Raw genomic sequence first — 19237 nt, forward strand, 5'->3', positions numbered from 1 at the left:
AGCGTTAATACCGTCCTTCGCCCTCTAAAACCGGCGTCTTACGCCGGTGGCGCAGGAAGGTGGACCAGCGTTAATACCGTCCTTCGCCCTCTAAAACCGGCGTCTTACGCCGGTGGCGCAGGAAGGTGGACCAGCGTTAATACCGTCCTTCGCCCTCTAAAACCGGCGTCTTACGCCGGCGGGGGTCCCACGCGGGATGTGCGGGGTCTTCGGCTTTGAGCGCCTCTTCGAGCGAGATTCCGAGCGCTTCGGCCACGCCCTTGCCGTAGGCCGGGTCGGCGTAGTAGCAGTGACGCACATGGCGCTGTTTGATGAACAGTTCGGCATCGCTTATGGCGCGCGCCGTGTTCTCGCAGGTCGCCTGCTGGTCCTCGGGCGACATTATGCGCCACAGCAGTCCGGGCTGGGTGAAATAATCGTCGTCCAGCTCGCGTTCGTCGTAGTTGAATACGTCGCCGTTCACGGCCAGGGGCGGCTCTTTGAGGACGGGATTGTCCTGCCATTCGCCGTAGCTGTTGGGTTCGTAGCTTTTGGCCGAACCGTAGTTGCCGTCGGTGCGCATCCGCCCGTCGCGGTGGAACGCGTGGTACGGACAGCGGGGTTTGTTCACGGGAATCTCCATGAGGTTCACGCCCAGTCGGTAACGCTGCGCGTCGCCGTAGGAGAACAGACGGCCCTGCAACATCTTGTCGGGCGAGAAACCGATGCCCTCGACGATGTTCATGGGGTTGAACGCCGACTGTTCGACATCCGCATAGTAGTTCTCCGGATTGCGGTTCAACTCCAGGACGCCGACTTCATGCAGCGGGAAATCCTTGTGATACCATACTTTTGTCAGGTCGAACGGATTGAGCTTGTAGTTGCGGGCCTCCTCTTCGGTCATCAGTTGCACGTACATCGTCCAGCGCGGGAAATCGCCGCGTTCGATGGCGTCGTACAAGTCGCGCTGGTGCGATTCGCGGTCTTTGCCTACGAGGGCTTCGGCCTCGGCGTCGGTCAGGTTTTTGATGCCCTGCTGGGTCCTGAGGTGGAACTTCACCCAGGTGCGCCGGTTGTCCTTGTCGTAGAAACTGTACGTGTGGCTTCCGAATCCGTGCATGTGGCGGTACGAGGCCGGAATGCCCCGCGGCGACATGGTGATCGTCACCTGATGCAGCGCTTCGGGCAGCAGGGTCCAGAAATCCCAGTTGTTGTTGGCCGAGCGCAGGTTGGTGCGCGGGTCGCGTTTCACGGCATGGTTCAGGTCGGGGAATTTCAGCGGGTCGCGCAGGAAGAATACCGGGGTGTTGTTGCCCACGAGGTCCCAGTTGCCCGTATCGGTGTAGAATTTCATGGCGAAGCCTCGGATGTCGCGCTCCGCATCGGCTGCGCCGCGTTCGCCGGCCACGGTCGAGAAGCGCACGAAGCATTCGGTCTTTTTGCCGACCTGGGCGAAGATCGAGGCGCGCGTGTATCGGGTGATGTCCTGCGTGACCGTAAAGGTGCCGAATGCACCGGAACCCTTGGCGTGCATGCGCCGTTCGGGAATGACCTCGCGGTCGAAATGAGCGAGTTTTTCGAGGAACCACGGATCTTGCAGCGTCACGGGTCCCCGGACGCCTGCGGTCTGAATGTTCTGATTGTCGGCGATCGGCCGGCCGTTCTCGGCTGTCAGTTTCTTTTTGTCCATAATGCTTTTCATTTAACGGAGACAGGATGGTTTCGTGTAAATATACGACATGATTCTGTGAATGGCAATCGAATGATCGATAGCACAATGATTTAAGCTGATAACAGCCAATATTGTGCCCGGACGGAACAGGCATGAAAAAACCTCTCCCGTGACAGGAGAGGTTTTTGACGGTTGCCCGTGCGCGGGGCCGCCTTATTTCTGTCGGAAGTAGATTTGCATCGGCACTCCCGAAAAATCCCATTTTTCCCGCATGTTGTTTTCGAGGAAGCGGCGGTAGGGCTCCTTGATGTACTGCGGCAGGTTGACGAAGAACGCGAACTGCGGCGTCGGCGTCGGCAGCTGGGTGACGTATTTGATCTTGATGTATTTGCCCTTGGTCGCGGGGGGCGGGTAGTTCTCGATCAGCGGCAGCAGAAAATCGTTGAGCTCCGAGGTCGGGATGCGCCGTTTGCGCGACTGGTGGACGCGGATCGCGGTTTGCAGCACGTCGAAGATGCGCTGTTTGTTCAGGACCGAGGTGAAGATGATCGGAATGTCGTTGAACGGCGCGAACTTCTTTTTCAGAAACTCCGTCCACTCCTTCATCGTGTTGCTGTCCTTCTCGACCAGGTCCCATTTGTTGACCACGATGACGCATCCTTTGCGGTTGCGGACGATCAGGTTGTGGATGTTCAGGTCCTGCGATTCGAGCCCCTGCTGGGCGTCGATCATCAGGATGCAGACATCCGAATTCTCGATGGCCCGGATCGAGCGCATCACCGAGTAGAATTCGAGGTCCTCCATCGTCTTGCCCTTCTTGCGCATGCCGGCCGTATCGACGAGGTAGAAATCCATCCCGAATTTGTTGTAGCGCGTGTGGATCGAGTCGCGGGTGGTTCCGGCGATCGAGGTCACGATGTTGCGCTCTTCGCCCAGCAGGGCGTTGGTGAGCGACGATTTCCCGACGTTGGGACGCCCTACGATGGTGATGTGGGGCAGATCGTCGTCCTCCTCGGCGGCGGCTTCGGCGGGCAGGGCGGCCAGGATAGCGTCCATCAGGTCGCCCGTGCCGGTTCCCGACATCGACGAGATGCAGTAGGGATCGCCCAGCCCGAGTGCGTAAAACTCGTGCGACGAGTAGATCTGGTCGTTGTTATCGACTTTGTTGCAGACGAGGATCACCTTTTTCGAGGTGCGGCGCAGGATGTCGGCCATCATCATGTCGAGGTCGGTGATGCCTGTCCGGACCTCCACGAGGAAGAGGATCACGTCGGCCTCGTCGATGGCCAGCAGCACCTGACGGCGGATTTCGTCTTCGAAGATGTCCTCCGAATTGACGGTGTACCCGCCGGTGTCGATCACGGAGAACTCTTTGCCGTTCCAGTCCGTTTTGCCGTAGTGGCGGTCGCGGGTGGTTCCGGCCGTCGCATCGACGATCGCCTTCCGCTCGCCCACGAGGCGGTTGAAGAGGGTGCTTTTGCCGACGTTCGGACGGCCAACGATTGCTACAAGGCTCATATTCCTTTTTTATTTTACGGCAAAGATACGAATAAGCGAGGGCAAAAGCAAGTTTACCTGCATTTTGCCGAGCGAAAGTATCTTCGGCGGCAGCCAAAATACGAATAAGCCGAGAGAAAAAAGCAAGCTCGCCTGCATTTTTTCCGAGACGGAGTATCTAAGGCGAAGCCAAAGATACGAAAAACGGATAGGGCAAAACGCCCTTACTCTTTCTAAAAGTGCCGTTACGGCACCAAAGATAGCGCAAACCGGGGGGAATGCCAAATTTATTTCCGTCAGATATACCGGCTTTCGGTGTCGCCCGCCTGCACGGGATAGAGCAGCACGGAGCTGTATGCGGCGAAAACGTGTTCGAGCATGGCCGGGATGCGGCTCATGGCGGGGTGGTAGGAGACCCTTTCGCGGCGGCTCATCACGAACCACAGACAGTCGTCGTCGCGCAGGTCGTGTTCGAGCGACGGCAGGTCGTCCCACAGTTCGAACGGCACGAAATCGAGGTTCGCCGTGCGTTTGCGGCCTTTCGGACGCAGGTACTCCATCGTCGTCGCCGGGGCGAAGACCACGATCTTGACGCCCGAATTCTCGGCCAGATAACGGATGCGGCGCAGCCACATCTGGAATCCCGCCTCCTGCTCGGCCTTCTCGGGCACCACGATCAGGTGGCGTTTGATGGTCGTCAGGGGTTGTGCGGGGTGGTAGATGAAGGTCGTGACGTTGCTCCGCGCCAGCACGTCGGCGGCCATCTTGCCGATGCCCGGGCCCGTGCCGCCGTGGATGCCCGGAATCGCGGGTATGCCCGGGACGGCGGGCGCTCCGTGGTGCATGCCCATCACGATGTCGGTGATGTTGCGTTCGCGGACCACGCTGACGATGGCGTTGGAGATGTTCACGTCGTAGCGCAGCAGCTCCTGCAAATAGATGTCGCCCGACGCAGCCGCCGTGGCCGCCGCATCGAGGATCTTTTGGGCCCGTTTTTCGACGTTGGGGTCCTCGATCTGGTTGTCCACCGCATGCAGGGCGTAGAGTCCGTTGGGCTCCTTGGCCCGTTTGAGCATGGCGCTCAGCCCGACCAGTTCGTTGGCCGTGCCTTCGTCGGCCACCGGGATCAGGATGTGGTCCTCCCGTTTGGGGCTCTTCTCCTCGGGATCGTGCGTGTTGCGGATGGCGATGTTGTGGGCGCCGCGCTGCGTGGCGAAAGTCGAGACGGTGCACGTGGCCAGAATCATCAGGATTGTGCCGTTGAGCACGCTCTCGCTGAGCAGACGGATCGGTTCGCCGTCGGGCGTGTGGCCCAGGATGACGTTGTAGCCCACCATCACGGCGGCCAGTGTCGCCGCCACGTGGGCCGAGCTCAGGCCGAAGATCACCGTCCGCTGGTCGCGCGAGAGGCGGAAGGTCTTCTGGGTGAGCCACGCCGCGATGAATTTCGCCGCGGTGATGAGCACGATCATGACGGCCGCCACCTCGAGGCTCTCCCAGTCGCGGAAGAAGGCGCGGTAGTCGATGAGCATGCCCACTCCGATCAGGAAGAAGGGGATGAAGATGGCGTTGCCGACGAATTCGATGCGGTTCATCAGCGGCGAGGTGCGGGGGATCAGACGGTTGAGGGCCAGTCCCGAGAGGAATGCGCCGATGATCGGCTCCAATCCCGCCAGCTGGGCGAGGTAGGCGCCCAGAAAGACCATCACCAGCACGAAGATATACTGCGAAACGTTGTCGCTGCACTGTTTGAAGAACCAGTGGGCCAGCAGCGGGAAGAGAAAGACGATGATGGCGATGCAGAGGAGCACCGAGCCGCCGAGCCGCCACCAGAACATTTCGTCCACGTTGCCCGTGGCCATGCCGACGATCACGGTGAGCAGCAGCAGGGCCAGCGTGTCGGTGATGACCGTGCCGCCGACGGCTATGGTGACGGCCTTGTCGCGGGCGATGCCGAGTTTGCTGACGATGGGGTAGGCGATGAGCGTCTGCGAGGCGAAGAGCCCGGCGAGCAGGATCGAGGAGTAGATCGGGAATCCCAGGACGTAATGCCCGGCCAGGATGCCCAGGGCGAGCGGCACGCAGAAGGTGTAGAGGCCGAAGACGAGGCTTCGCCAGCTGTTTTTCTTGAAATCGGACATGTCCATGTCCAATCCCGAGAGGAACATGATGTAGAGCAGGCCGGCCGTTCCCGAGAGAATGATGCTGCTGTCGCGCAGCACGAGGTTCAGGCCGTGGGGGCCGATCACCGCGCCCGCGATGATGAGCCCCAGCAAATAGGGGATTTTGAGTTTGTTCAGCAGCAGCGGAGCCGTGAGGATGATGACCAGGATCAGCATGAATTTCAGGATCGGGTCTTCGAGCGGCAGCGTCAGGTTTATATGTGCGAGCAACAGCATAGGCATAAGTCAAAGTGTCGTTACGAATCAAATATAGCGAAAAGAACGGACAGCGCCAAACCCGGGGTGCGTGCGGTTCGGCGAAACGCTCCGATTGATATATACAGAGTGTCGTTACGACACCAAATATAATAAAATCCGCGGTTATTCCCAAACGGACGGGAGGCTTTGTGCGGACGGGGCGTATCTTGCACGTTTTTTGTTCATTGCCGGCTGCAAAGATACGCAATCGGGAAATAATCGGTGTCCCGAAAGCGTTTTTTAAGGAAAAAAACGTAACTTTGAAAAATTTGAAACCCGAAATTCCGTCTCGGATGAGCGTAGACAAAGTCGATAGAAAGTTGCTCGGTCCCGTGCTTGCGGGCTTTTTCATCATGGGGTTCTGCGACATGGTGGCGCCGATCACGGGCCGCATTGCCGCCGAATTCCCGGCCGACCGGCAGGCTGCCGTGAGCTTCCTGCCGACGATGGTTTTCCTTTGGTTCCTGGTGCTCTCGACCCCGGTCGCCGCGCTGATGAACCGCTGGGGGCGCAAGGCCACGGCGCTCATCGGCTACGGCTTCACGATCGCGGGGCTGATGGTGCCCTTCGCCGCGGGCGCCGACTGCGCCCTGGGGTGGTATTTCGCGGGCTTCGGCCTGCTGGGCATCGGCAACACGGCGATTCAGGTGGCCGTCAACCCGCTGCTGGCGACCATCGTTCCCGGCGAGCGGATGACCAGTTACCTGACCGTCGGGCAGATATTCCGCAACACCTCGCTCCTGCTGTTGGCCCCGATCGTCACCGGGCTGGTCGCCCTGACGGGTTCGTGGCGGCTTCTGCTGCCGATCTACGCCGGACTGACCGTCGCGGGCGGCGTCTGGCTGCAACTGACCTCGGTGCCGGAACCCGTGCAGACGGGACGCTCGGCGTCGCTGGCCGACTGCTTCCGGCTGTTGAAAAACCGTGCCGTGCTGCTCTCGACGCTCGGCGTGGCCTGCTTCATCGCCGCCGACGTGGGCATCGGGTTCCTCTCGGTGCGGCTGATCGACAACCCCTCGTCGATCCTCACCACCACGGGATTCTACGCCTGCCGTATCGTCGGTACGATCGTCGGCGCCTGGGTGTTGGTGCGCGTTTCCGACGTGAAATACCTCTCCTGGAACATGGCCGGGGCGCTGGCGCTGTGCGCGGCGCTGTTGTTCGTGCGCAACGAGGCGGCAATCTATGCCGCCGTCGGACTGCTGGGCTTCGGCATGGCGTGCGTCTTCGCCACGTTCTACGCCGTGGCCACCAAGGCCGTGCCCGGAAAGGCCAACGAGGTGGCCGGGCTGATGATCATGGCCATCGCTGCCGGAGCCGTCTCGGGACCCGTCTGCGGCGCGATCATCCGCCTCTCGGGCAATCCGCATGTGGGGATGCTGTTCGTCGCAGCCTGCATCGGCTACATGCTCTGGGCTTCCTTCAAATTAAGAATTAAAAATTAAGAATTAAAAATTACTTATGACCCGAAAAATTCTGCTGAGCGTTTTGTTTGCGGCCGCCGTGCTGAGCACCGCCGCACAGCGGCCCCGCACCCGGGTGGAGTGGGGTGTCGTCGGGGGTATCAACATCCCCGATTACACGACCAATATGGACAAGACCGATGTCAAGAACAAATTGGGCTGGCAGGCCGGTATCGTCACGGCCGTCAATCTCGGGGCTTTCGCCGTCGAGCCGCAGATACTCTACGTTCGCCAGGGGCTCCGCATCCGTCCCGAGGGCGGCAAGGAGATCAACCTCAAATCCAATTCGATCGACGTGCCGGTGCTGGCGTCGTTCCGCCTGCTGAATCCCGTGCGCATCTACGCCGGCCCGGTCTTCACGGTGATGAACGACTGCAAGCAGAAGTCGGGCGGCGATTTGCAGGACTTCTTCGGGCGCGTCCGTCCGACGCTCTCCTACACGGTCGGGGCCGGGGTGGTGCTGATGCGCCACCTGCTGATCGACCTGCGTTACAACGGCCAGTTCCGCTCGAAGCACGAGGTGGTGCTGCCCGACGGAAGCCAGCTCGATAAACTCCGTACCTATAATGTTGCGCTCAGCTTCGGTTATTTGTTCTGATCTATGACGGAAACTGTCGGAAAGGAAATTCTCATCGAAGGCGTCGATCCCCGCGAGCTGTACGGGGCGCAGAACGCCTACCTCGAACAGATCAAATCGCTCTATCCCGCGTTGAAGATCGTGGCCCGCGGCTCGTCGCTCAAGGTCCTCGGCTCCGAGGCCGAGACGCAGCGTTTCGCCAAACGCATGGATTCGCTGGTGGCCTATTACCTCAAATACGGGCACATCTCGTCGCAGGTCATCGACCAGTGTTTCTCGGGCGGCATCGTGCCGGACGACGCTCCGGTCGATAAGGACGTGATCGTCTACGGCAACAGCGGCAACATCGTCCGCGCCCGGACCGTCAATCAACAGCGGCTCGTCAAACTCTACGACAAGAACGACCTGTTGTTCGCCGTGGGGCCCGCCGGTTCGGGCAAGACCTACACGGCCATTGCGCTGGCCGTCCGCGCCCTGAAAGAGCGGCAGGTGCGGCGCATCATCCTCACGCGCCCGGCCGTCGAGGCGGGCGAGAAGCTGGGATTCCTGCCCGGCGACATGAAGGAGAAGCTCGATCCCTACCTGCAACCTTTGTACGACGCGCTGAACGACATGATCCCGCCCGCGAAGCTCCAGAAATTCCTGGAGGACGGCACCGTGCAGATCGCGCCGCTGGCCTACATGCGCGGCCGCACGCTGGACAACGCCTTCGTCATCCTCGACGAGGCGCAGAACACCACGCTGTCGCAGATCAAGATGTTTCTCACGCGCATGGGCCGCAACGCGCGGTTCATCGTCACGGGTGACGTGACGCAGATCGACCTGCCCCGCCGGAGCGACAGCGGACTGGTGCGCACGATGGAGATCCTGCGCAGCGTTCCGGGCATCGGCATCGTGGAGTTCGACAAGCGCGACATCGTGCGGCACCCGCTGGTGAAATACATCGTCGATGCGTTCGACAAGGTGACGGGTGAGGAGCATGTCATTCCGAGCGAACGTGAGTGAGCGTGGGAATCCGATGGAAGCGTTGTGAGGTCACGACTTTCGCTCAGATTGCCACGGCATTTGCGATGCCTCGCAATGACGGGGAAGGCGCAGAACCGGATGGAGACGTGATAAGGATTTAAGGCAAATTTGTGAAAAATTGAACGATAAAAATTAAAAACTACGTTATGGACAAGAATTTGGCTGCGCTGAAACCGGCGCTCGTCTGGAAACATTTCGCGGAGATCGTCCGCATTCCGCGTCCCTCGCACCACGAGGAGAAGATCCGCAAATACATCCTCGATTTCGCCCGCGCGCAGGGCCTCGCATGCAAGGAGGATTCGGCGCACAACGTCTATGTCTCGAAACCCGCCTCGAAAGGCATGGAGAACCGCAAGGGCGTGATCTTACAGGCGCACCTCGACATGGTGCCGCAGAAGAACAACGACAAGCAGTTCGACTTCACGAAGGACCCCATCGACGCCTATGTCGATGGCGAGTGGGTGACGGCCGACGGCACGACGTTGGGCGCCGACAACGGCATCGGCGCGGCGGCGATCCTCGCGGTGCTGGAGGACAAGACGTTGAAGCACGGCCCGCTGGAGGCGCTTTTCACGGCCACTGAGGAGACCGGCATGGACGGCGCTTTCGGACTGAAAAAAGGGCTTCTCAAAGGCGACATCCTGCTGAACCTCGATTCCGAGGAGGAGGGCGAGCTCTACGTGGGCTGCGCCGGAGGTCTCGACGCCAACATTGCCTTTAAGTATAAGGCCGAGCCGACGCCCGCCCGCAATTACACGGCGGCGAAAATCTCCGTCAAGGGGCTCAAGGGCGGCCACTCGGGCATCCAGATCATCTGCCAGCGTGCCAACGCCAACAAGGTGTTGTTCCGCTTCCTGAACGCTGCGCCGTGCGACGTGCTGCTGGCGTCGGTGGACGGCGGCGGCCTCCGGAACGCCATTCCGCGCGAGGCCGAGGCCGTGGTGCTGGTCCGTACCAAGGAGTACGACGGGTTCGTCAAGGCGCTGAAAGCCTATGAAAAGGTCGTCAAGGCGGAGTATGCCGGCATCGAGGATGCCGTGTCGGTCAAGGTCAAAGAGGTCGAGAAACCCGCCGAGATGCTTCCGAAGGAGGTTTCCGCGAATCTGATCAAGGCCGTGGTCGCCTGCCCCGACGGGGTGCAGAGGATGTCGATGGCCATGCCCGGGCTGGTGCAGACCTCGACGAACCTCGCGCGCGTGGTCTCGGACGGCAAGACCGTGAAACTCCAGTGCCTGCTGCGCAGTTCGGTGGGCACGGAAAAAGAGGCGCTGGGCGAGGCCATCGCCGCCGTCTTTGCGCTGGCCGGGGCCAAGACCGAGCTCACGGGCTCCTACGACGGCTGGAACCCCGATATGGAGTCGCCGATCCTGAAGGCCATGACGGCCTCCTACGAGGCGCTTTACGGCAAGAAACCCGCCGTGACGGCCATCCACGCCGGACTGGAGTGCGGCATCATCGGCAGCAAATACCCCAAGATGGACATGATCTCGTTCGGTCCGACGATCTGTTACCCCCACTCGCCCGACGAGAAGGTGGAGATCGCTTCGGTCGGCAAGTTCTACGACTTCCTGGTGGACACGCTGCGCAACATTCCCGAAAAATAAGCGCAGCGTGGCAGCCAATCCCGAAACCTGGTTCGTCATCGTCAACCCCGTGGCCGGAGGCGGCCGCGGGCTCGACCACTTTCCGCAGATCTCGAAGCATCTGCGCGACGCGCACATCCTCTGCGAACCGGTCTTCACGGAGCACAAGTTCCACGCTACGGAACTCACCGTGTGGGCCGTGCGCGAGGGCTACCGCCGCATCATCGTCGTGGGCGGCGACGGCACGCTGCACGAGGTGGTGAACGGGCTGTTCATCCAGCAGGAGGTGTGTCCCAGCGACGTGCTGCTGGCCGTGGTGGCCGTGGGCACGGGCAACGACTGGGTCCGCACGTTCGGCATCTCGAACCGCTATCAGGATGCCGCGAAGGCCATCAGCGAGGGGTATTCGTTCTTGCAGGACGTTGGGGTGGTCTCCTACGAGGAGGCGCACTACCGCCAGAGCCGCTACATGGCCAATGTCGCCGGGGCCGGATTCGACGCCCACGTCGTGCGCAAGCTCTCGCACCTGAAAAAGAAGGGGCACAAGAGCCGCTGGCGTTATACGTGGTGTCTGGTGAGGAGTTTCTTCCGCTACAAGTCCACGGGCGTGAAGGTCTGGGTCGATGACCGGCTGGTCTACAACAACCTGCTGTTGTCGGCGGCCGTCGGCATCTGCAAGTTCAACGGCGTCGGCATCCAGCAGCTGCCCGAGGCGGTCGCCGACGACGGCATGCTGGACCTTTCGCTGATCCGCCCGGTGCATTTCTGGCACCTGCTGTTCCGCTTCCACTACCTCTTCAACGGGGGCATCTACCGCATCCGCCACATCTTGCAGGAGCGCGGCAGCCGCATCCGCATCGAGTCTTCGCCCGAGGTGTCGGTGGAGATCGACGGCGAGCCGCTGGGACATACGCCCCTGGAATTTTCGGTGCTCCATCAGGCCGTCCGGATCGTCGTGGGGCGCGAGTTTTATGAGAGGGCTACCCTCGGGGAAACTTGCGGATAGGGCCCATTCCCGGAAATATAGCATAGCAACGCCGAGAACAGAGATTGTTCCTGTTCCCGGCGTTGCTATAATTACTTCGATCGGGAGGCCGGAGCGGATAGGTAATCATCCGCAACTTCGTCGCCCCCTGAACCCTGCCTCTTAGGCGGGGTCGGGGTAGAGTGATTTGGCGATGCCCAGCTCCAGTCCGCGCAGTTCGGCCAGTCCGCGCAGGCGGCCCAGACACGAATAACCCGGATTGGTCCTCTTTTTCAGGTCGTCGATCATCTGGTGCCCGTGGTCGGGACGCATCGGGATCGAAATGCGGCGGCGCTGCTGAATCTCCAGCAGGGCTTTCATTACGTCGTACATCGGCACGTCGCCTTCGAGGTGGTTGGCTTCGTAGAAGTTGCCTTCGGCGTCGCGCTGCGTCGAGCGCAGGTGCACGAATTTCACCCGGTCGCCCTGACGGAGCATCATTCCCGGCAGGTCGTTCTTCGCCGACACGCCGAACGATCCCGTGCAGAGGCACAAACCGTTCGATGCGTTGGGAACCGCTGCGACCAGTTTCTCGAAATCGGATTCCGTGGAGAGGATGCGCGGCAGGCCGAGGATCGGGTAGGGGGGATCGTCGGGGTGGATGGCCAGCATGGCGCCCGCCTCGTCGGCGACGGGGGCCACCTCCTTGAGGAATGCGATCAGGTTGCCGCGCAGGGTCTCCGCATCGACATCCTTGTAGCGGTCCAGCTCCTGCTGGAACTGCTCCAGCGTGAAGCTCTCCTCCGAGCCGGGCAGACCGGCGATCATGTTGCGGGTGATGAGCTCGATCTCCGCGGCGTCCATCTTTTCGAAACGGGCCTTGGCGATGGCGCGCTCAGCCTCGGTGTACTCCTTCTCGGCGCCGGGACGTTTGAGGATGTGGAGGTCGAAGGCCAGGAACGCCGCACGCTCGAACCGCAGGGCGCGCGACCCGTCGGGCAGTTCGTAGGCGAGGTTCGTGCGCGTCCAGTCCAGCACGGGCATGAAATTGTAGGTGATGACCTTGATGCCGCAGGCCGCGAGGTTGCGGATCGACTGCTTGTAGTTCTCGATGTAGCGTTGGAAATCGCCCGTGCGGGTCTTGATGTGCTCGTGGACGGGTACGCTCTCGACGACCGACCATGTGAGGCCCGCGTCGGCGACCGTCTGCTGGCGTTTTTGGATCTCCTCGACGGTCCATACTTCGCCGTTGGGGATATGGTGCAGGGCGGTCACGATGTCGGTGGCCCCTGCCTGACGAATATCTGCCAGCGATACGGGGTCGTTGGGACCGTACCACCGCCAGGATTGCTTACATAGATACATAACGGAATGTTTTACGTTTTTGGTTTGCCGTTCGTTCGCATTTTCGGGTCGAGGCCGTCACGGCGTTCCGCCGTGTTTGCAAGTCTGACCCCACCCCAAACCCCTCCCCCGGGAGGGGCTTGTCGCACGCGACCAAAAGGCTCGTCGGTTTTACAATTAAATAGAGAAAGCGTCGAAACCGCCGTCAACGACTGCCAGGGCGCCCGTCACGAACGACGAAGCGTCGCTGATCAGGTAGTGGATCGTGCCCAGCAGTTCTTCGGGTTCGGCGAAACGGCCTGCGGGGGTGTGGGCGATGATCGTCCGCGCACGGTCGGTGTACGAACCGTCGGGGGTGGTGAGCAGCGTGCGGTTCTGGTTCGTCAGCAGGAAGCCCGGGACGATGGCGTTGACGCGCATTTCGGGGCTGAACTTCATGGCCAGTTCGGCTGCCATGTATTTCGTGTAGTTGCCGATGGCGGCCTTTGCGGCGCCGTAGCCCACCACGCGCGTCAGCGGACGCAGGGCCGATTCGGAGCAGAAGTTGACGATCACGCCCTTTTTGCGGGCCGTCATGGCCTCGCCGAATACCGTCGTCGGGAGCACCGTGCCGAAAAGGTTGAGGTCCACGACTTTCTTGAAGGCGTCGATCTCCAGATCGAGGAACGACTTGTCGGGAGCGATCGTCGCACCGCCCATGTTGCCGCCGGCGGCGTTCAGGAGGATGTCGATCTGGCCGTATTTCGCAAGAATCGCCTCGCGGTTCGCTACGAGCACTTCGCGGTTCAGTACGTCGGTCACGAGGAACAGCGCCTCGCCGCCTTTTTCGCGGATCGAAGCCGCCAATGCTTCGCCCGACTGCTCGTCGCGGTCGAGAACGACGACTTTCGCCCCTTGTTCGGCGAGGTATTCGCAGATCGAGCGGCCCAGGATGCCGGCCCCGCCCGTCACGACGACGACGCGGCCACGGATGTCAAACAGATTTTTCATGGTTTTCAGATAAGGTTGTTTTTATAGTATTGAATGTTCTCTTTCAGCAGGATGTCGATCGGCATGTGGTTGACCGTCGTTTCGGGGCGGCGTCTTTCGACCAGCCATTCGCACAGGGCCATCACTCCGCGGTAGCCCTGCGCCTCGGGGCGCTGGGCGATGAGCGCCGTCACCACACCCGCGCCGAGCATCTGCCCGTTGCGGCGGATTACGTCGTAGCCCACCAGCCGAACGTCCGTGCGGCGGCGTGCCGCGAGATAGCCTGCCAGGATGTAGCACGTCGAGTTGAAGGTTACGGCGCCGGCAATGGCGGGATGTCTGAGGAACAGCTCGTCGAGCACTTCGCGGTTGTAGCCCTCGTCGTCGAGCCTCAGCGCGGCGTAGTGGAGCTGTCCCCGGAACCCTTTTTCCCGGAGGTAGCTGCGGAAACCCTCCTCGCGGCTGCGGCATTGGTTCGAACCTCCGTCGCCGCGGTGGATGATGTTGCCCACGACGATGTCGGAGCCTGGGTCGAGGCGGTCGGACAGCAGTCTTGCGGCGACGACCCCGGCGTCGAACGACGACGTGCCGAAGTAGGCCAGCTGGTTGCACTCCGGGATGTTCGAATCGACGAAGACGTAGGGAATGCCGCGTTCGTCGAGCTCCCGTGCGAAGGGAGTGACCATCTCGGCGAAGAGCGTGGCGATCACCGCGCCGTCGAACGCTTCGTCGCGGAGTTCTGCAAGCAGTTTTTCGAACGATGCGCGGTCGTACTGGTCGAAGAAGAATTTGCGGACCGAAATGTTGTAACGCCGGGCTTCGGCCTCGGCGCGGACGATCCCGGCGTCGAAGTCGGCCCAGTATTCGCCCTGCGCGAAGCGGGGCATGACCACGGCCAGCGTGTACTGGCGGCCGGAGGCCAGCGAACGGGCGATCAGGTTGGGGCGGTAGTTCACTTCGCGCAGCACTTCGTTGATGCGTGCGAGGTTCTCCTCCGAGACCTTGCCCCGGTTGTGGATCACGCGGTCAACGGTGGCTACCGACACCCCCGCCATGCGGGCGATATCGACGATGCGGACCGTCGTATTTTCGTTGTCAGCCATGATTCGGCAGCGGGTTTGGAATTTCTACCGCAAATCTACGCATAATTTTCTGAAATCGCAAGTGTGTGCGCACACACTCGATTAAAAATCGGGATTTAGGCGCGACGGTCTGCCATTTGGTTTCCGGCCCAGGTTTGCGCTTCCGCTATCTGTCATTGCGAGGAGCGCAGCGACGCGGCAATCTGAATAGAAGTCGAACCCTTACGGCGCATTCATCGGATTCCCGCGCTCACTTCGTTCGCTCGGAATGACGCCCGGCTAAGAGCCGGGATTTAGCGGCTGCTGTGGTATTTTGCAGATCAGGAGCTTATTTCCGCTTCGACTGTGGTATGGATATAACATCATAACGCCATAACATGGGAGGGTACCTCATGTTATGGCGTTATGCGGATCGGAAGCGCAGGACTGGATGGAGAGCGTCCTGAAGCAACCGCCGCCCCTAAAATCCGCGTCTTACGCGGATTATTTCTTTTGGGCCGGAGCTGCTGCCGGGGCGGCAGGGACCGTTTCGGTGATGTCCACCTCGGTCACCACCCAGCTGAAAAGGTCGTTGGCGCACTGGCTCTCCATTTGACGGATTTGCGACTGGTCGGTCGTGTCGGCCAGAATGGCGTTGAAGAACTGCTCCGTCGTGGCGTAGGCCGCGTTGACCTTCCCGGCGAAGCACGTGTAGAAAGCCTTTTGCTGGGAGTGGTCCAGACCTGCCGGAAGCACGCCTTGCGCGACGAGGGCCCTGTACGGATAGATGTGGCGCATGTTGTGGGCGTCGGCGTCGAGTTCATCGACGATGGTCGATACGACGACCATATCGACCGTGTCGTCCACGCCCTGCATCTCGACGAATTCCACATAGACGGGATAGCTGTTTTCGAGCTGACCGGCCACGTCGTCGGTGAACAATACGAATTCGGCGTCGGTCAGGTCGTCGAGATAAACCATCTGGCGGTAGCTTCGCAGCGCTTCGCGCATGGCTTTGCGCTGTTCGTGATTCCATTGGCGTTGCTGCGAGCAGCCGATCAGACCTGCGGCGAACAGGGCCAGCAGGGGGACACAGAGGAGAATTTTTTTCATTTTTTACCTTGATTTTGGTTTTACTTCTGAAGGAACGCAATCCGTGTGCCAAAAAAATCGCTATATTCGCACAAAATAGCTTGTTATGGATGTTCTGAGTTTCCGCGACTACTGTCTGTCGCTGCCGCTGACCGAGGAGACGACCCCTTTCGACGAAACGACGCTGGTCTACAAGATCGGCGGCAAGATGTATGCCTGCGCCGATATGGAGACTTTCGAGTGGATCGCCGTGAAGTGCGACCCCGACGAGGCGATCGCGCTGCGCGAGCGGTATGAGGAGGTGAACCCGGCGTTCCATTTCAACAAGGTGCATTGGAACGGCATCGGCACCGCGGGCGACCTGCCCGACGCCTTCATCCGCGAGCAGATCCGCAACTCCTACCTGCTGGTCCTGCGGCAGAGCGTCACGCCCCGGGCCCGCCGCGAGGAGATTTTGCGCTATATTGAGGAACACGGTCTGCCCGAATAACGCAGAAACACGGGACGAACTCCCGTGTTTCTTGTGTTTTTGGATTTCTAAATCCTGCTTCTTAGGCGGGCAGGGCGGCCTGCCTCCGCCAGCGGAGGTAACCCGCGACGGCCAGCGCCGAGTAGAGGGCGTACAACCCTGCGGTAAGCGGAATCTCCTTATACAGATAGAGCCCTGCCGTCACGACATCCACGGCCAGCCATACGAGCCATTGCTCGACCTGCCGCCGCGAGAGCATCCACATCGCCACGATGCTCGCGGCCGTGGTCGCAGCGTCCCAGAAGGGCACGGTGCTGTTGGTGAAGTGCACGAGCAACAGGTAGATGGCCGCGTGTGCCGCGAGGTAGACCCCCACGAGCCCCGGAACCTGCCTGAGGGGCGTGTGGACGATAGCCGCAGGGGCCTTTTTCGGCGTTTCCGGGGTCGTGCGCCGGGTGCGGTGCCATACGGCCCAGCCGTACAGCCCCGCCAGCACGTAGTATACCTGCATCGAGCAGTCGGCGTAGAGCCCCGCCTTGAAGTAGAGCGTGCCGTGCACCACGGGCATCACGAGGCCCACGATCCACAGCCGGATGTCGGCGCGGTATTCGAGCCAGAGGTAGGTGAGTCCCAGCAGGACCCCTGCGATTTGCAGGATGAGTTTCCAGTCCAATTTTTAATTCTTAATTTTTCATTTTTAATTGTGAAATTCGTCAGAATTTCACCGTCACGTTCGCCAGCACGTTCAGCGGAGCCTGGGGGAAGTAGAACGCGTTGTCGATCTGCTTTCCTCCGGTATACTCCGAATAGCCGTATCCGTTGCTTTCGTACTCGGTGTTGAAGAGGTTGTTGACCATCAGTCCCAGCCGTACGCTGCGCGCCGTGCGGGTGCGGAACGTGTAGGCGAGGTTGAGGTTGGTCACGCAATAGGCGTCGAGCATCATATTCGGATTCTCGTAGTTGGTGAAATACTGCTTGGACACATACTGCGTGTGGAATACGGCTTCAAAGCCCTTGTGGTGGAAGTCCAGGAACAGCGCGGCGATGGTCTTGGGCGAGTAGGAGAGGCGCGTGGTCCCCATCTCGACGGTGTGGTAGCCGTAATACCCGGCCACGTCGCCCGAAGTGTCGTAATCTACCACCCGGTGCGTGTAGTTTTCGATGCGGTTCTGCGAGAAGGTGGCGTTGGCTCCCACGGTGAACCATCCCGTTGCACGCCACGAGGCCGACAGTTCCACACCCCGGCGGTAGCTGTCCGGAACGTTGTCGTTCAGCGCGTCGTAACCGTCGTTGATGCGTCCCGTGGGCACCAGCTGGTCCTTATACTTCATGTAGTAGAAATTCACACCCAGCGAGAGGCGCGGTGCCGTGTACTGGTAGCCCAGCTCCCAGTCGTAGAGCTTCTCCGACGAAGGGTAGGTGTTGGCTTCGGCGAACATGTAGCGGTCGGTGAAGTCGCTACGCGTGGGCTCTTTCTGTGCCACGGCGAACGAGAGGTAGAAGTTGTTGCGCTCGGCGAGCGTGTAGCTTACGCCCGCACGGGGATTGAAGAAGTGATACTGTTTGTCCACGTCGATGGGCTGCATGCCGACCTCTTCCGAAACGAAATTGTCGTTGACGCCCCACGCCTGATAGCTGACATAGCGGTATTGCAGGTCACCGAAAAGGCGCAGCCCCCGGGCTACGGTCCACGACGCGCGGGCGAAGAGGTTGGCGTCGTGCTTGTCTACGTCGTTGTCGTACCAGCGGCCGCCGATCTGGCTGCTTTCCAGTCCGTCCACCCAGTCGAGCGTACCCCAGTGGGGGCAGGAGTAGTAGCTGTACGAACCGCCGAAGGCGAGGTCGAGGTTGCGCACCGAGTAGGCCGCCGAGGCGTTCAGACCTCCGAGGTGGTTGCGCATGATCTTCTCGCGGATCAGATCGGCTTCTTTTCCGGCGGCAACGTCGGTCGGGATATTGAGGTATTCGGAGAGCGTGCGCCCGTCCTTGTACTGCTTGTAGAAGCCGTAGCCGTAGGTGTAGAATCCCGTGGCGTTGAGGGTCCACTTTTCGTTGAAACGGTGGGAGAGCACCAGTTGGTTGTTGATTTGCAGATAGTTGTCCGTCTGGTCGTCGTAATAGCCGACTGTGGCGCGCTCCACCTTGTCGTCCTTCATATAATAATAGGAGTGGGGACCGTTCGAGGTGTAGTACATGCCCTCGGTCTGGAACCGCCGGCCGTTGAGACGCATCTCCTCCTTCGTTACTCCGGTGTAGGTGAGGCCGGTCTTGGCCTTGCCGCCGAACGAAATCAGCTTGAGCATCGTGTTGCCGTTGTAGTATCCCGCCTGGAACATGTAGGATTTGAGGTCCGTGGCTCCGCGGTCGATGTAGCCCTCCGACCCGATGTGCGTCAGCCGTGCGTCGAGGGTCCAGTGGCCGCCCAGCAGGCCCGACGAGAGGTGCACGGCCTGCTTGTTGGTGTTGTACGAACCGTAGGAGAGCGATGCGTCGCCTCCGAATTCGGTTTGCAGGGCGTCGGTTGACATCGTGATCGCGCCTCCGAACGCCCCCGTGCCGTTGGTCGAGATGCCCGCGCCGCGCTGCACCTGCACGGTGCCCACCGACGAAATCAGGTCGGGGGTGTCGTACCAGTACATCGAGTGCGAGTCGGGGTTGTTCATCGAGACGCCGTTGATGGTGACGTTGATGCGCGTGGCGTCGGTTCCGCGCAGGCGGATGGCCGTGCCGCCGATGCCGATGCCGGTCTCGTTCGTCGCCACGACCGAGGGGGTGAGGGCGATCAGCGAGGGAATGTCGAATCCGTAGCTGTTGCGGGCGATGGCCTCGCGCTGAATGTCCGAATAGGCCACGGGCGTGTTCCGCGTGGCGCGTGTGGCGGTCACCTCGACCTCCTGCAAACGGTACATCCGCACCGAGTCGTCGGCGTCGGAAGCCGCTTTTCGGGGCTGCGGAGCCATGTCGGCGTTCGGAGCCGCATTTCCGCGTCCGCTCTGTTCGGAGTTCGCTTCGGCGTGCAGTTGTGCGGCCGGGCAGAGCGCGGCAGCCGCAAGAAACAGAAAAATCCTTTTCATCGTTAAACTTTTTGAGTTAATAGACTGAAAAGGGGTATGAGTTGTTG

General features: G+C 60.7%; 15 protein-coding genes. 6 read left to right on the forward strand and 9 right to left on the reverse strand.

Features of this window, described 5'->3' with window-relative positions; genetic code table 11:
• Nucleotides 1-136: 136 nt before the first annotated feature.
• The 3 genes from WMO46_RS14460 to WMO46_RS14470 all read right to left on the reverse strand — a co-directional run bounded on the left by WMO46_RS14460 (nucleotide 137) and on the right by WMO46_RS14470 (nucleotide 5547).
• Nucleotides 137-1669 carry a catalase gene (locus WMO46_RS14460; protein WP_349094569.1) on the reverse strand — a complete coding sequence of 511 codons (1533 nt, stop codon included), beginning with the start codon at nucleotides 1667-1669 and terminating at the stop codon, nucleotides 137-139.
• A gap of 195 nt (nucleotides 1670-1864) precedes the next feature.
• Complete coding sequence (gene der, locus WMO46_RS14465) at nucleotides 1865-3169, reverse strand: ribosome biogenesis GTPase Der (RefSeq protein WP_019149931.1); 1305 nt, start codon at nucleotides 3167-3169, stop codon at nucleotides 1865-1867.
• 275 nt (nucleotides 3170-3444) lie between these two features.
• Nucleotides 3445-5547, reverse strand: a complete 2103-nt coding sequence (locus WMO46_RS14470) for a cation:proton antiporter (protein WP_195496612.1) — start codon at nucleotides 5545-5547, stop codon at nucleotides 3445-3447.
• Between the two features lie 314 nt (nucleotides 5548-5861).
• Here WMO46_RS14470 and WMO46_RS14475 point away from each other — a divergent pair, with 314 nt between their 5' ends.
• From WMO46_RS14475 to WMO46_RS14495, 5 genes are all read left to right on the forward strand, one after another.
• On the forward strand, nucleotides 5862-7013 hold the full coding sequence (locus WMO46_RS14475; protein ID WP_349094570.1) for an MFS transporter: 1152 nt from the start codon (nucleotides 5862-5864) through the stop codon (nucleotides 7011-7013).
• A 16-nt stretch (nucleotides 7014-7029) separates the two neighbouring features.
• Nucleotides 7030-7629 (forward strand): porin family protein, encoded by a 600-nt coding sequence (locus WMO46_RS14480; RefSeq protein ID WP_349094571.1) that lies wholly within the window; start codon nucleotides 7030-7032, stop codon nucleotides 7627-7629.
• 3 nt (nucleotides 7630-7632) lie between these two features.
• Entirely contained in the window at nucleotides 7633-8613 is a 981-nt protein-coding gene (locus WMO46_RS14485) for a PhoH family protein (RefSeq protein WP_349094572.1), read from the forward strand.
• A gap of 167 nt (nucleotides 8614-8780) precedes the next feature.
• Entirely contained in the window at nucleotides 8781-10238 is a 1458-nt protein-coding gene (locus tag WMO46_RS14490; protein ID WP_349094573.1) for an aminoacyl-histidine dipeptidase, read from the forward strand.
• A gap of 7 nt (nucleotides 10239-10245) precedes the next feature.
• On the forward strand, nucleotides 10246-11223 hold the full coding sequence (locus WMO46_RS14495) for a diacylglycerol/lipid kinase family protein (RefSeq protein WP_349094574.1): 978 nt from the start codon (nucleotides 10246-10248) through the stop codon (nucleotides 11221-11223).
• 141 nt (nucleotides 11224-11364) lie between these two features.
• Here the strand turns inward: WMO46_RS14495 and uxuA are convergent, their stop codons facing one another.
• The 4 genes from uxuA to WMO46_RS14515 form a co-directional block, all read right to left on the reverse strand.
• Nucleotides 11365-12546 carry a mannonate dehydratase gene (gene uxuA, locus WMO46_RS14500; RefSeq protein ID WP_349094575.1) on the reverse strand — a complete coding sequence of 394 codons (1182 nt, stop codon included), beginning with the start codon at nucleotides 12544-12546 and terminating at the stop codon, nucleotides 11365-11367.
• A gap of 156 nt (nucleotides 12547-12702) precedes the next feature.
• A complete protein-coding gene (locus tag WMO46_RS14505; RefSeq protein ID WP_349094576.1) occupies nucleotides 12703-13515 on the reverse strand; it encodes an SDR family oxidoreductase in 813 nt (270 codons plus the stop codon).
• A 5-nt stretch (nucleotides 13516-13520) separates the two neighbouring features.
• Nucleotides 13521-14597 carry a LacI family DNA-binding transcriptional regulator gene (locus tag WMO46_RS14510; protein ID WP_196017394.1) on the reverse strand — a complete coding sequence of 359 codons (1077 nt, stop codon included), beginning with the start codon at nucleotides 14595-14597 and terminating at the stop codon, nucleotides 13521-13523.
• Between the two features lie 462 nt (nucleotides 14598-15059).
• The gene (locus tag WMO46_RS14515; protein WP_019149942.1) at nucleotides 15060-15668 is read right to left on the reverse strand and encodes a hypothetical protein; all 609 of its coding nucleotides are present in this window, start codon (nucleotides 15666-15668) and stop codon (nucleotides 15060-15062) included.
• Between the two features lie 85 nt (nucleotides 15669-15753).
• Here WMO46_RS14515 and WMO46_RS14520 point away from each other — a divergent pair, with 85 nt between their 5' ends.
• A complete protein-coding gene (locus tag WMO46_RS14520; protein ID WP_276762530.1) occupies nucleotides 15754-16137 on the forward strand; it encodes an MmcQ/YjbR family DNA-binding protein in 384 nt (127 codons plus the stop codon).
• A gap of 61 nt (nucleotides 16138-16198) precedes the next feature.
• Here WMO46_RS14520 and pnuC read toward each other — a convergent pair whose 3' ends face one another.
• Both pnuC and WMO46_RS14530 read right to left on the reverse strand, forming a co-directional pair.
• Entirely contained in the window at nucleotides 16199-16789 is a 591-nt protein-coding gene (gene pnuC, locus WMO46_RS14525; protein ID WP_276714111.1) for a nicotinamide riboside transporter PnuC, read from the reverse strand.
• A gap of 40 nt (nucleotides 16790-16829) precedes the next feature.
• Nucleotides 16830-19190: a TonB-dependent receptor gene (locus WMO46_RS14530; protein ID WP_349094577.1), complete on the reverse strand. Its 2361-nt coding sequence runs from the start codon at nucleotides 19188-19190 to the stop codon at nucleotides 16830-16832.
• Between the last annotated feature and the right edge of the window lie 47 nt (nucleotides 19191-19237).

The sequence above is a fragment of the Alistipes intestinihominis genome, assembly GCF_040095975.1.
GTDB classification, from domain to species: domain Bacteria; phylum Bacteroidota; class Bacteroidia; order Bacteroidales; family Rikenellaceae; genus Alistipes; species Alistipes senegalensis.